Source organism: Breoghania sp. L-A4, from assembly GCF_003432385.1.
Classification (GTDB): Bacteria; Pseudomonadota; Alphaproteobacteria; order Rhizobiales; family Stappiaceae; genus Breoghania.
Map to the genome: position 1 here is coordinate 505,013 of NZ_CP031841.1, position 12,556 is coordinate 517,568.

A 12,556-nucleotide genomic window follows, 5' to 3' on the forward strand; every position below is an offset into this window, starting at 1 on the left:
GGCTCATTCAAACAGCGCGAACGGCTCCGCGAAGGCAACGCTCACCGGCAGATGCCGGTCCGCGTCCGGCGCCAGCGCCATGGCCATGAAGGCCGGACCCGACCAGGAGCAGGAGACCTGCCTTGCAAGTTCGGTGGAAAACCCGAAACGCGGATAATAGGCCGTGTCGCCGACCACGACGGCGAGATCCTCGCCGCGCGTCCGCAACTCCTTGAGACCATCCCGAACCAGCGCCGAGCCGATGCCGCGGCGCTGCAGATCGGGGCGCACGGCGAGCGGGGCGAGAGCGGCGATGCGGACCGTGTCGTCGCCGTCGGTGACCGTCACGCGGCTGAAGGCGATGTGGCCGAGAAGGGCGGCGCCGTCGACCGCCACGCGTTCCAGCAGCATGGCGCCGGAGCGCCGCAACAGATCCACCAGCCGGGCCTCGTCGGGGCCCTGGAAGGCCGCGGTGAGCAGCGTGGCGATGGCCGCGTGCTCATCGGCGCTCGGGGCGCGCAGGGTAAAGCTCTCGGTCATTGCGAACCGTCACGCATGAGACGGCTCACACCAGCACCAAACCGGGACGCAGCCTGGCGCCGCGCAGGAACTCGTCTGCCGGCGTGGCCGTCTTTCCGGCGCGCTGCACCCGCACGAGCCGCACCGCCGCGCCGTCGCCGCAGGCGATCGCTAGCGCGTCGTCGAGGATTTCGCCCGGCGCCGCATCGGCCGCGGCGTCGGAGACGGGATCGTCGGCGGGCACCAGCGTGGAACGCAGCAGCTTGACGCGTTCGCTGGCGTCGCCGCGCGGCATCTCGCACCAGGCGCCGGGGAACGGCGACAGGCCGCGGATGTGGTTGTGGACGTCCGCCGCCGGACGCGACCAGTCGACCCGGGTCTCCGTCTTGGTGATCTTTTTGGCGTAGGTGACGCCTTCCCCGGATTGCTCGATCGCATGGAGCGCACCGCGAGACAGGGCCGCCAGCGCCCGGCCCATCAGGTCTGCGCCGAGCCGGGCCAGCTTGTCGTGCAGATCGCCCGCGGTCATGTCCGGGCCGATGGCGATCTTCTCGGCCATGCAGACCGGCCCGGTGTCCAGCCCTTCGGCCATCTGCATCACCTCGACGCCGGTCTCCGCGTCGCCCGCCATGATGGCGCGGTTGATGGGAGCCGCGCCGCGCCAGCGCGGCAGCAGCGAGGCGTGCAGGTTGAGACAGCCGTGCTCGGGCGAGCGCAGGATTTCCGGCGGCAGCAGCAGCCCGTAGGCGACGACGACGGCGACATCGGCGTGATGCGACAGGAACGCCTGGCGCTCCATGGGCGATTTCAGCGTGGTGGGCGTGTAGACGGGAATGCCGAAGGCGTTCGCCTGCTCGTGCACCGGCGAGCGCCGTTCCTCCATGCCGCGTCCGGCGGGGCGCGGCGGCTGGGTGTAGCAGGCGACGACCTCATGCCCGTGGCCGACGATTTCCAGAAGCGTGGGCACGGAAAACTCCGGCGTGCCCATGAAGATGACGCGCAGTGACATGATGATTCCCGTTGCGGTTCTGCCCGGCGCGGCAACAGACAATCCGCGCAAGCCCTGTATGCAGCAGCGCGCGGCCACCGGCAACCGACCGCCGCGCATTTTGGCGGTGTCCGGGACCGGGCGCGATGTCGCGGCGATTGCCTGTATTGATGATTGATCCCGCGAGTGCCTTTCGGTAGCGTGCGGCCAAATGGATGGCGTCCCGATGAGGGGCTGAAAGCGAGTCCGGTGCGGCCGACCCAAGCAGGGGGCCTATTCCGGAGCTGTCCGGCGGCGCGAAGGGGAAAACCCGGCGCGCCCGCTGACCTGTCGGTCTCACTCGCTGTCGTTTGAACGAAACAACGCGGGAGGCCTGATATGGCCCTACGAATCCTTGTTCCTGTCCTGATGCTTTCCACCGCCGCGCTGCCCGGTGCGGCACGCGCTCACGTGGGCCATCTGGGCGATGTCGCCGGCCACTCCCACTGGGTGGGGGTTGCGGCGCTTGCGGGCGCGGCCGCGGTTGCCGGCGTCATGGCGCTGAAGGGCCGGCGCAAGCGCGCGCGGGACGAAGGCTCACAGTCCGAGGCTGATGCCGAAGCCGGCGCCGACGCGGCTCGGGGCTGAAGCATATGTCCGAAAAACTGGGCCTGATGATCTGCGGCCATGGCAGCCGCAACAAGGGCGCCGTCAAGCAGTTCGCGCAACTGGCCGAAGGGCTGCGCGCGCGCTTTCCCGACTGGCCGGTGGAATACGGCTATCTGGAATTCGCCAATCCGGTGATCAAGGACGGTCTCGACCGGCTGCGCGAGGCCGGCTGCACGCGGGTGCTGGCGGTGCCGGGCATGCTGTTTGCCGCCGGCCACGCCAAGAACGACATCCCGAGCGTGCTCAACACCTATCAGGCGCAGCATCCGGAGATGGCGATCAACTACGGCCGCGAGCTGGCGGTGGACATGCGCATGGTGCGCGCCGCGGGCGACCGGGTGCGCGAGGCGCTGGAGGCGGCGGGCGGCGACGTTCCGGCGCACGAGACGCTGCTGATGGTGGTGGGACGCGGGGCATCGGACCCCGACGCCAACTCCAACGTCGCCAAGATCACCCGGCTGCTGTGGGAAGGCATGGGGTTCGGCTGGGCGGAAACCTCCTATTCCGGCGTGACCTTCCCGCTGGTCGCCCCCGGCCTGGAGCACGCGGCCAAGCTCGGCTACCGCCGCATCATTGTGTTTCCGTATTTCCTGTTCACCGGCGTGCTGGTGCAGCGGATCTATTCGGCCACCGACGACGTCGCGGCCAAGCATCCCGGGATCGAATTCATCAAGGCGGGCTATCTCAATGACCATCCGCAGGTGATCGACACCATGGCGGACCGGGTCACCGAGATCCTGCAGGGCGCCAACCTGATGAATTGCCAGATGTGCAAGTACCGCGAGCAGGTGCTGGGGTTCGAGGCCGACATCGGCCTGGCGCAGGAAAGCCACCACCATCACGTGGAGGGGCTGGGCGCGGAGGCCGAGTGCCAGCTGTGCGACGAGATCTGCACCGGCGCCTGCGAGGACAAGGTCCGCGCCGCCGCGCATCACCACGATGATGATCACGGGCACGACCATGGGCACGGGCATGATCATGGGCACGACCATGGGCACCATCACCCGCCCTATCCGCACGCGGACCACCCGCTGGGGCCGATAAGCATGGAGAAGAAGGGGTGACGTTAGGTGTTGCATGCTCCGATCCGCATGGATCGTTGTTCGACAGTTATGTGATGGTCGACTGGAGCGCAGCATCGTCGCCGAAACGCGGGAAGGATAGTATCTGGTGGTCTCTAGTCCGGCGTGATGGTGTCAGGGTAGAGGCCTCAAGAACAAATAATCCACGCACTCGAGGGCAAGCAATTGAGGAACTCGAGGACCTTCTGGCGATGGAATTGGAAGCCAACCGCCGCATTCTTATTGGTTTCGACTTTCCATTTGGTTATCCCGCCGGGGCAGCTCGCCAAATAACGGGCGAGGCCGATTGGCAGGTTCTTTGGAAGTATTTTGCGGACAACTTAGAGGACGACGTCACGAGCAATGAAAACAATCGCTACGCGCTAGCGGCATCGGCCAATCTTGCACGTTTTGATGGATTGGGACCGTACTGGGGCTGCCCGCACCAACACCACTACGACGGCCTATCGAAGACCCGTCCGGGTGGATATGGCCAACGATACCCAAACTCGAAGAGGTATGTTGAAGCTCTTGTTCCGAAGGCACAAGAGGTGTGGAAGCTTTCAGGGGCGGGTAGCGTTGGTGGTCAATCGATTACAGGAATGTCTTCTCTAGGAAAGTTACTTTCTAGCGAAAGATTGTCTAATAAGATTTCTGTTTGGCCGTTTTCAAAGAATTTTTCTCAATGCGTTTGCGTCGAAATTTATCCGTCGATCGTCGGCCGTCCGCCAGAAGGCGTTATTCCGGATCAGTGGCAAGTCGAACAATTGGCCATGCTTTTTTCAGAGTCAGATTCAAAAAATGAATTGTCTGAATATTTTGAGCTTAAGCTTCCGGATTTGGAATATCAAAAGGTAACAACTGAAGAGGGCTGGATATTCGGAGTTAAGTGGGACGGGTCTTTATTAGGGAGTCCGAGCGGCAATCAGCGCTCAGTATCCACTGTGAAAAATACGCTGGCCTATGAGCGCGATCCGGCGGCGATTTATCGCGCGTCATTCGCCACCGTGCGCGCCGAGGCGCGGCTGGAGCGGCTGCCCGAGGATCTGCATCCGCTGGCCATCCGGCTGATTCACGCCTGCGGCATGGTCGATGTGGCGAGCGATCTGGCGTTCTCGAACGACGTGATGGCGCGCGGACGTGAGGCATTGATCCATGGCGCGCCGGTGCTCTGCGACGCAACGATGGTGGCCTCGGGCGTCATCCGCCGCTACCTGCCGGCGGGCAACGCGGTGCTGTGCCTGCTTGATGACCCGCGTGTGCCGGATCTGGCGAAGAGCCTCGGTACCACGCGATCCGCAGCAAGCGTGGAGCTGTGGCGGGACAGGATCGAGGGCGCGGTGGTGGCCATCGGCAATGCGCCGACCGCGCTCTATCATCTGCTCGAGCGGCTGGATGACGGCTGGCCGAGGCCGGCGGCGATCCTCGGCTTTCCCGTCGGCTTCGTCGGCGCATCCGAATCCAAGGCGGAACTGGCGGGCAATCCGCGCGGCGTGCCCTTTGTGACGCTTGCGGGCCGGCGCGGCGGATCGGCGATTGCCGCGGCGGCGGTCAACGCGCTCGCCGCAGGACTGCCGGAGGACGCACAGTGAAAAAGACCGATCGCGCGCGGCCGGGCGTGAAATCCGCGGTGAAAGCGGCAGGCGGACAGCCCTTGCGCTCGCGCGGGTTCCTGTCGCAGGGCACGCCTGAGGGCGAGGCGATGCCGGAGCGGGCGCGCGGCATGCGCGAGGCGGTGAACGACCAGACGCCGCGCGAGCTGGACCCGCCAAAACCACGGCGTCCCTACCGGGTGACGGACAAAGGGGGCGTCAGCCATGACCCCCTGGCTCACGCTGGTCGGCATTGCCGAGGACGGATTTTTGTCCGACGCCGCGCGGGCCGCGCTGGAGGCGGCCGAAGTGGTCTATGGCGGCGCGCGGCATTTCGAGATCGTTGAAAATCTGGGCGGCAAACAGAAGACCTGGCCGAGCCCGTTTTCCGCCGTCTACGAGGAGCTCGACGCCCTGCGCGGCCGGCCCGTGGCGGTGCTCGCCACCGGAGATCCGCAGTGGTACGGCATCGGCGCGACGCTGGCCCGGCATTTCGATGCGGGTGAGATGCGCGTGCTGCCCGCTCCGTCCGCCTTCCAGTTGGCGGCGGCCCGTTTGCGCTGGCCGCTGCAGGATGTGGAGACGATCTCGCTGCACGGCAGGCCCGTCGAGACGCTGCGCGGATTTCTCGCGCCGGGGGTGAGGATCATTGCGCTGACCAGCAACGGCGACACGGTGCGGGAAGTTGCCGACATTCTCACGGCCGATGGATATGGCGGAAGCCGCCTGGTGGCGCTGGAGCATATGGGCGGCGACCGGGAACGGATTGTCGAGGCGACGGCGCGGGCGTGGCGCGAGACGATCGCCGATTTCAACACGCTCGCCATCGACTGTCTTGCCGATCCCGGTCTGGCCGTCCGGCCGCGGGTGCCGGGCCTGCCCGACGAGGCGTTCCGGCACGACGGCAAGATGACCAAGCGCGAGGTGCGCGCCGTCACGCTGGCGCGTCTGCAGCCGGTCCCCGGCGCGCTTCTGTGGGACATCGGCGCGGGCTGCGGCTCGGTGGCGATTGAATGGATGCGCGCGGCGCGAAACGCGCATGCCGTCGCGATTGAGCCGCTGGCCGAGCGCCGGGCGATGATGGCGGAGAACGCCCTGGCGCTCGGCGTGCCGGGGCTGGAGATCCGCGAGGGTGCGGCGCCGGACGCGCTGGATAGCCTGCCCGCGCCCGACGCCATCTTCATCGGCGGCGGTCTGACGGCGGAGGGAGTGTTCGAGGCGGCGTGGGCGGCGCTGAAGCCCGGCGGCCGGCTGGTCGCCAACGCGGTGACGCTGGAAAGCGAAGCGCGGCTGCTGGCGCTGCACCGGCGCCACGGCGGCGCGCTGACGCGGATCGCCATCTCCCGCGCCTCCCCCGTGGGCGGTCTGACCGGCTGGCGGCCGATGATGCCCGTGACGCAATGGGCGATCACCAAGGAGCACGCGGCATGAGGGGGATGGCGCACCATGGATGTCATCCCGGACGGTCTGCGGCGCAGCCGCATGGCCAGATCTGGGACCCAGGGCATCAGCCGGCGCGGCAGCGCCGCCCTTGGACTTTCTCGCGTTTTCAACACGTGGAGAGCCAGGCGTTTGTCGCTGGGCGCGTAAATGGCGCGCATCGCGCAAGAGCGGCAGCACTGGTGATTACTGGGTCCCGGGTCTCGCATGCGCTCGCCCGGGATGACAGTCGTGTGTGTGGCGGGATTCCCAACGTTGCGACGTTCGTCATCCTCGGGCCTGTCCCGAGGATCCATGCGACGGGTGGCGCGGACAAGATGGGTCCTCGGGCCAAGCCCGAGGATGACGATGGAGAGATCGGTGTTCCCGTCCGGCGAGAGTGGTTGCGGCGGCTCGCGGGCCGGGATGACATTCGTGTGTGTGGCGGGATTCCCAACGTTGCGACGTTCGTCATCCTCGGGCCTGTCCCGAGGATCCATGCGACGGGTGGGACGAACAAGATGGGTCCTCGGGCCAAGCCCGAGGATGACGATGGAGAGACCGGTTTCCCGATCCGGCGGGCGCGGTTGCGCCCGCGCGCAGGGCTTCCCGACGCTCCGTGTCCGGTTCGTCCTATGCGCCGTTTCAACACACCAGTCCTCATCCTGAGACGGCCCTTCGGGCCTCCTCGGGATGAGGATCACGGAGGCCTCGCATGACCGGCAGACTCATCGGCGTGGGCGTGGGGCCGGGGATCCGGAGCTGATGACGCTGAAGGCGCACCGGCTGATCACCGGCGCGTCCGTCATCGCCTATCCGGCGCCCGACACGGGCGAGAGTTTCGCCCGTTCCATCGCGGCGGATTTCATCCCGGCGGGCACGACCGAAATCCCGATCGTCGTGCCGATGCGCAGCGAGCGTTTCCCCGCGCAGGAGGTCTACGACGGGGCGGCGCGCGCCATCGCCGGGCACCTGGATGCGGGCCGCGACGTGGTGGTGCTGTGCGAGGGCGACCCGTTCTTCTACGGCTCCTTCATGTATCTGTTCGAGCGGCTCGCCGACCGCTATCCGAGCGAGATCGTGCCCGGCGTCACCTCGATGACGGCCTGTGCCGCGGCGCTGCGCCGGCCGCTGGCGGCGCGCAACGACCAGCTCTCGGTGATTCCGGCGACGCTGCCGGAAAGCGCGCTGCGCGCGCGGCTTGCGAGCTGCGACGCGGCCGCCATCATCAAGCTCGGCCGGCATTTGCCGAAGGTGCGCGGCATTCTGCATGAGCTGGGGCTGACGGAGAGCGCCGGCTATGTGGAGCGCGCCACGCTGGACACCCAGAAGGCCGGACGTCTGAGCGATATCGCGCCGGACGCCGCGCCCTATTTTTCCATGATCCTCATCTACAAGGGAGACGAGCCTTGGAGCCTAGAGCTCACGCAGCAATCCTCGTCCTGAATCCGGTCGCCCTCGCCACCGCACGGCGCATCCAGGCGGTCACCGGCGGGGCGATCCACGGGCTCGCCGGACGCGTCGAAGGCGCCGACGTGACCTTTGACGACACGATGGCGCATATCCGCGCGCTGTTTGTGGCCCACACGCCGATCATCGGCATCTGCGCTGCCGGCATTCTCATCCGTGCGTTGGGCGCGGCGCTCGGCGACAAGCATCTCGACAGCCCGGTGGTCGCGGTCTCCGAGGACGGCGCCAGCATCGTGCCGCTGATCGGCGGCCATCACGGCGCCAACGATCTGGCGCGCGTCCTTGCCGGCGCGCTCGGCGGCCATGCGGCGATCACCACCGCCGGGGACACGGTCTTCGGCGTTGTGCTGGATGCGCCGCCCGAAGGCTACCGGCTGGCAAACCCGGCGGATGCCAAGCCGGTGATGGCGGCGCTGCTGGCGGGCGAGGCGGCGAGGATCGAGGGCGAGGCTGACTGGCTGCGACAGGCGACATTCGCAAAGAGCGCGGACGCCGCGATCCGGCTGGTGGTTACCGATGCGGCCACGCCGGGCGATGAGAAGACGCTGGTCTATCATCCGCGGCATCTCGCGGTGGGCGTGGGCTGCGCGCGCGGCTGCGCGGCCTCCGAACTGCGCGATCTGGTGATGGGCGCGCTGGAGGAGGCCGGGCTTGCGGCCGGCGCCGTGGGCGCCGTCGTCTCGCTGGATCTCAAGGCGGACGAACTGGCGATGGCGGAACTGGCCAAGGCGTTGGATGCGCCGTTGCGGGTCTTCGACGCGGCGGCGCTGGAGCGTGAGACGCCCCGTCTCGCCAACCCCTCCGACGTTGTGTTTGCGGAAGTCGGCTGCCACGGGGTGAGCGAGGGCGCGGCGCTGGCGGCGGTTGGAGCTGGGGGCGCCCTGGTGGTGGCGAAACGCAAGTCGGCCAACGCCACCGTGGCGATCGCGCGCGCGCCCCAGCCGCTCGATGTGGAGAGCATCGGCCGGGCGCGCGGCAAGCTTTCCATCGTCGGCATCGGCCCGGGCAAGGACGCCTGGCGCACACCGGAAGCCGGCGCGCTGATCGCCGAGGCCGAGAGCGTGGTCGGCTACGGGCTGTATCTCGATCTGATCGCGCCGCTGATCATGAACACCGAACGCCATGTGTTCCCGTTGGGCGCGGAAGAGGAACGCGTGCGCTTCGCGCTGGAGCTCGCGGGCAAGGGCCGCACTGTGGCGCTGATCTCCTCGGGCGACGCGGGCATCTACGCCATGGGCGCGCTGGCCTATGAGCTGGTGGACCGCGATCCCGGCAAGGGCGGGATTTCGGATGCGGCCCGGCGGGTGGAGATCGTCGGCACGCCCGGGATCTCGGCGCTGCAGGCCGCAGCCTCGCGCATCGGCGCACCGCTGGGTCACGACTTCTGCACCATCTCGCTGTCGGACCTGCTGACGCCGTGGGAGACCATCGAGCAAAGGCTGAGGGCGGCGGCCGTGGGCGATTTCATCGTCGCCTTCTACAATCCCGTCTCCAAACGCCGTCGCACGCAACTGGCCCGCGCGCGCGACATCCTGCTCGAGCACCGCCCGGCCGACACGCCGGTGGTGCTGGGCGTCAATCTCGGCCGCGCGGAAGAGACGCTGCGGGTGACCACGCTGGAGGCGCTGACGGTGGACGAGGTCGACATGCTGACGGTGGTGCTGGTGGGGTCCTCCGCCACACGCGCGATTCAGCGCGCCGGCCGGACGCCCTATGTCTACACGCCGCGCGGCTACGCGAAGAAACTTGAGCCCGCTCTGGCGGAAGGGATTGACGAATGACGGTACACTTCATCGGCGCGGGACCGGGCGATCCCGATCTCATCACCGTGCGCGGGCTGAAGCTGATCCAGGCCTGCCCGGTGTGCCTCTATGCCGGCTCGCTGGTGCCCGAGGCCATCGTGCAGGCCGCGCCCGAGGGCGCGCGCGTGGTGGATACGGCGCCGATGACGCTCGAGGACATCATCGCGGAGATCGAGGCGGCGCACGCCGCAGGCCACGATGTGGCGCGGGTGCATTCCGGTGATCCGTCGATCTACGGCGCGATCGCCGAGCAGATGCGCCGGCTGGACGCGCTGGGCATTCCCTACGACGTCACCCCGGGCGTGCCGGCGTTTGCCGCCGCCGCAGCAGCCCTGAAGCTGGAACTGACGATCCCGGAAGTGGCGCAGACGATCATCGTCACGCGCACGGCAATGAAGTCGTCCTCCATGCCCGAGGGCGAGGATCTGACGACGCTTGGGAAATCCGGCGCAACATTGGCGATCCACCTGTCGGTGCGCAACGTGGGCGAGATCGAGAAGCAGCTGACGCCGCTCTATGGTGCGGATTGCCCGGTGATCGTTGCCTATCGCGTCGGCTGGCCCGACCAGGCCTTCATCCGCGGCACGCTTGCCGACATCCGCAAGAAGATCCGCGCGTCCAAGATCACCCGCACGGCGCTGATCTTCGTGGGCCGGGCACTGCGGCCGGACGCGGATTTCCGCGACAGCGCGCTCTATGACGCCGACCACGTGCACGTGCTCAGGCCGAAGAAGAAGGCCTCCTGAGCGCACGCGGCGCGGGGGCCCCAATGGCCAGGGTACTGTCCCAGTCACCTCTCCCATGGGGAGAGGTCGGCCCCTCGGGTCTGGCCTGTGGCCAGCCCAAGGACAGGCTCCACGCCCGGGTGAGGGGAATAGGACTCTCCATATCTCTGAGAGCTTTAATCCCCTCACCCCAACCCTCTCCCCATGGGAGAGGGGGCGGATGATTCATCACGAGACAGAGGAGTCCTACCGGTTGGCGGCGATGATCGACGCGATGATGCCGGTGGAAATGGCGATCATCACGAAGGTGTCGTCGCTCTTCACCCAGTGGTAGCCCTTCGGCGGCTGGCGCAGGTGATGCTTGCGGTAGTCGACCCGGGCGGCATGGCGGTGGCCGGCCATCCTGCCGCCTTTGTGCCGCCAGGACGGCTTCTTGTAGCGTTCGTCGGCGCGCCGGCTGTCGTGCCGGGCGTCGCGCTTGTCATCATGGCGCTTGTTGGGCTCGAAGCGCTGCCCCATGAATGTCTTCCTGGAGGAATCCTGGTCCCGCTTCCAGTCGGGGCCTGCCGCGAACGCCGGAGCAGCGGCTGAGCCGAGGGCGACCGTGGTGGCGATCAGGGCTGCGATCAATCTGTTGCGCGTGTTCACTGTGGATACTCCGTTGGTGACGAGATCCGTTTTAGGAGCCCTCGCCTGAATGCGCGCTGAACGAACCGTTCAGTTTCGCGGCATGATGCAAACGGCCCACGGAACCGATTGTTCCATGACAATAGTGCGACCGCGCGCGGAGCGGATCACACCGCCTGGCGCGCGATGCGTTGGCTGCGTTTGCGGACCTCGAAGCAAATCGTCGGCAGCATGGGGTGGCCGCCCGCCGGCATTTCGGCGACGATGGCCTCGGCCTCTTCCGCATGGGTTTCGATGCGCTCAGCCAGTTCGCCTATGCGCGACAGTGTTCTCGCGGGACTGAGCCCGGCTTCCTGTGCGAGGGCTTCCCAGTCTTCACGGTTGAGATCGGCCGGATCGGTCCGGCTGCCGATTCGCTGTGGCAGCATGCGGTCGACATGGGGATAGACGGCGGCGCACATGAGGTCGTAGAGCGGCGCGAGTTTCGCGCTCCCGCCGGCGCCGATGAGAACGGAATAATTCTTCGCGTGCGAATCGGTGTTGGCGATCAGGGCGTTGAAGATCACACCGTCGAGAAGCGCCAGCCGGGCGCCCGGTGAGACGTGCGCCTCCACCGCGCCGAACATGTCCTTGAGACCGGGACCGGGGCCTGCAAGCGCGCTGCCGCGCTCGTATTTGCGGGACGGATAGATGCCCAGGAGCTGGCAGAAGTCCTCCTGGTGGATGCGCCTGGTCTCCCCGCCCGCCTTGATCCGGTCGTAGCGTTTCGCAAGAAGATAGGAGCGCGTGCCGGCCGTCCCGGTCGTGACGGATGCCGCATCCAGCCCGCACAGCCGCGCAAGCGTCATGCAGAAGGCCTCGTTCTGCACGCTGCCGGCAAGCCGCGCGGCATCCGGTTTGAGAATATGCGTGGAGGGCGTGCCATCGATGGGAATGGCGATGCGATGATCGTCGACATGGACGGGCAGCTTGTCCTGCACGCCGGCGAGCGACATGGAGACGCCGTGCGTACCGACGAGAAAGGGCTTTTGCGGCAGCTCCTCGATGATGCGTTCAAGCGCGGCCTCGCTGGCGACCGGCTTAAAATGTTCGCCGGGCTTGCGCGGGACGCCGATGGAGAGCGCCCCGGCGGTGTCGCGCCCGATCACCTCGAGCAGACCGAGGATGTCCTGTGGCGCCAGCTTGAGCTGCTGGCCGATTTCGGCCAGATGGCTTTCGGGCAGCAGGTTGGCGAGCCATGGCAAGAAGCGCTCGGGTGGATAAGGGGCGTCAGAGAAGGGCAGGGCAAGGGATATGGGGAAAGCCGCGGGACGCCGCGTCCAAGAGGGATCGTAGCGCAGCCGCGGCCCGCGCTGCGTCTCGATCGCCGCCACCGGCATGTCCTCGTAAAACAGGGGGATCATGGCGGCTACTCGAACCTCGGCAGGAAGTCGAGCGCGTCGTCGGGGTCCCGGGACGCCGCCGTCGGGGTGGATGCGTGACTGGCGAGCTTCAGTCCGACCTCGCGCGCGGCCACCAGCGCCTTGCCGAGCTGGGCGGTCGGCTTACCGTTCTCCAGCTCGACGATGAACCGTTCGCCGGTGCCGCAGCGGGCGGCAAGGTCGGCCTGTGTCCAGCCGCGGGTCTGCCGCGCCTCGCGGATCAGGCGGCCGAGGTCGGCGGCGGTCTTGATGAAGGCATCGGTCATGGGAGCGCCGGGCACGAGATGAACGCCTTCCCGATCGGG

The 12,556-nt window shown here is 67.4% G+C and carries 13 protein-coding genes; 8 read left to right on the forward strand and 5 right to left on the reverse strand.

Annotation, left to right across the window (positions count from 1 at the left end; genetic code table 11):
• Positions 1-3: 3 nt before the first annotated feature.
• Together D1F64_RS02415 and fmt are read right to left on the reverse strand one after the other, a co-directional pair.
• Positions 4-519, reverse strand: coding sequence for an N-acetyltransferase (locus D1F64_RS02415; RefSeq protein ID WP_117411119.1), 516 nt, complete (start codon positions 517-519; stop codon positions 4-6).
• Between the two features lie 25 nt (positions 520-544).
• Complete coding sequence (fmt, locus tag D1F64_RS02420; protein ID WP_205470748.1) at positions 545-1,501, reverse strand: methionyl-tRNA formyltransferase; 957 nt, start codon at positions 1,499-1,501, stop codon at positions 545-547.
• Between fmt and D1F64_RS22985 the strand changes: the two genes are divergently transcribed.
• The 8 genes from D1F64_RS22985 to cobM all read left to right on the forward strand — a co-directional run bounded on the left by D1F64_RS22985 (position 1,485) and on the right by cobM (position 10,224).
• Positions 1,485-1,664, forward strand: coding sequence for a hypothetical protein (locus D1F64_RS22985; RefSeq protein ID WP_162901233.1), 180 nt, complete (start codon positions 1,485-1,487; stop codon positions 1,662-1,664). The genes fmt and D1F64_RS22985 overlap by 17 nt on opposite strands.
• 200 nt (positions 1,665-1,864) lie before the next feature.
• Complete coding sequence (locus D1F64_RS02425; RefSeq protein ID WP_117411121.1) at positions 1,865-2,113, forward strand: DUF6732 family protein; 249 nt, start codon at positions 1,865-1,867, stop codon at positions 2,111-2,113.
• Positions 2,114-2,118: 5 nt separating this feature from the next.
• Positions 2,119-3,198, forward strand: a complete 1,080-nt coding sequence (locus D1F64_RS02430; RefSeq protein WP_117411122.1) for a sirohydrochlorin chelatase — start codon at positions 2,119-2,121, stop codon at positions 3,196-3,198.
• Between the two features lie 209 nt (positions 3,199-3,407).
• Positions 3,408-4,787 (forward strand): precorrin-8X methylmutase, encoded by a 1,380-nt coding sequence (locus tag D1F64_RS24205; RefSeq protein WP_248304590.1) that lies wholly within the window; start codon positions 3,408-3,410, stop codon positions 4,785-4,787.
• A 225-nt stretch (positions 4,788-5,012) separates the two neighbouring features.
• Positions 5,013-6,218 (forward strand): precorrin-6y C5,15-methyltransferase (decarboxylating) subunit CbiE, encoded by a 1,206-nt coding sequence (gene cbiE / locus D1F64_RS02440; RefSeq protein ID WP_117411124.1) that lies wholly within the window; start codon positions 5,013-5,015, stop codon positions 6,216-6,218.
• A gap of 753 nt (positions 6,219-6,971) precedes the next feature.
• Entirely contained in the window at positions 6,972-7,652 is a 681-nt protein-coding gene (gene cobI, locus D1F64_RS02445) for a precorrin-2 C(20)-methyltransferase (protein ID WP_346432292.1), read from the forward strand.
• Positions 7,616-9,457, forward strand: coding sequence for a precorrin-3B C(17)-methyltransferase (gene cobJ / locus D1F64_RS02450; protein ID WP_205470622.1), 1,842 nt, complete (start codon positions 7,616-7,618; stop codon positions 9,455-9,457). Before cobI ends, cobJ begins: the two co-directional genes overlap by 37 nt.
• Positions 9,454-10,224 carry a precorrin-4 C(11)-methyltransferase gene (gene cobM, locus D1F64_RS02455; protein ID WP_117411126.1) on the forward strand — a complete coding sequence of 257 codons (771 nt, stop codon included), beginning with the start codon at positions 9,454-9,456 and terminating at the stop codon, positions 10,222-10,224. The genes cobJ and cobM overlap by 4 nt, the downstream gene beginning before the upstream one ends.
• Before the next feature lie 225 nt (positions 10,225-10,449).
• Here cobM and D1F64_RS02460 read toward each other — a convergent pair whose 3' ends face one another.
• The 3 genes from D1F64_RS02460 to D1F64_RS02470 all read right to left on the reverse strand — a co-directional run bounded on the left by D1F64_RS02460 (position 10,450) and on the right by D1F64_RS02470 (position 12,517).
• Entirely contained in the window at positions 10,450-10,851 is a 402-nt protein-coding gene (locus tag D1F64_RS02460) for an RcnB family protein (RefSeq protein WP_117411127.1), read from the reverse strand.
• Positions 10,852-10,997: 146 nt separating this feature from the next.
• Entirely contained in the window at positions 10,998-12,233 is a 1,236-nt protein-coding gene (locus D1F64_RS02465) for a type II toxin-antitoxin system HipA family toxin (protein WP_117411128.1), read from the reverse strand.
• Between the two features lie 5 nt (positions 12,234-12,238).
• Positions 12,239-12,517 carry a helix-turn-helix domain-containing protein gene (locus D1F64_RS02470; RefSeq protein ID WP_117411129.1) on the reverse strand — a complete coding sequence of 93 codons (279 nt, stop codon included), beginning with the start codon at positions 12,515-12,517 and terminating at the stop codon, positions 12,239-12,241.
• Positions 12,518-12,556: the final 39 nt, after the last annotated feature.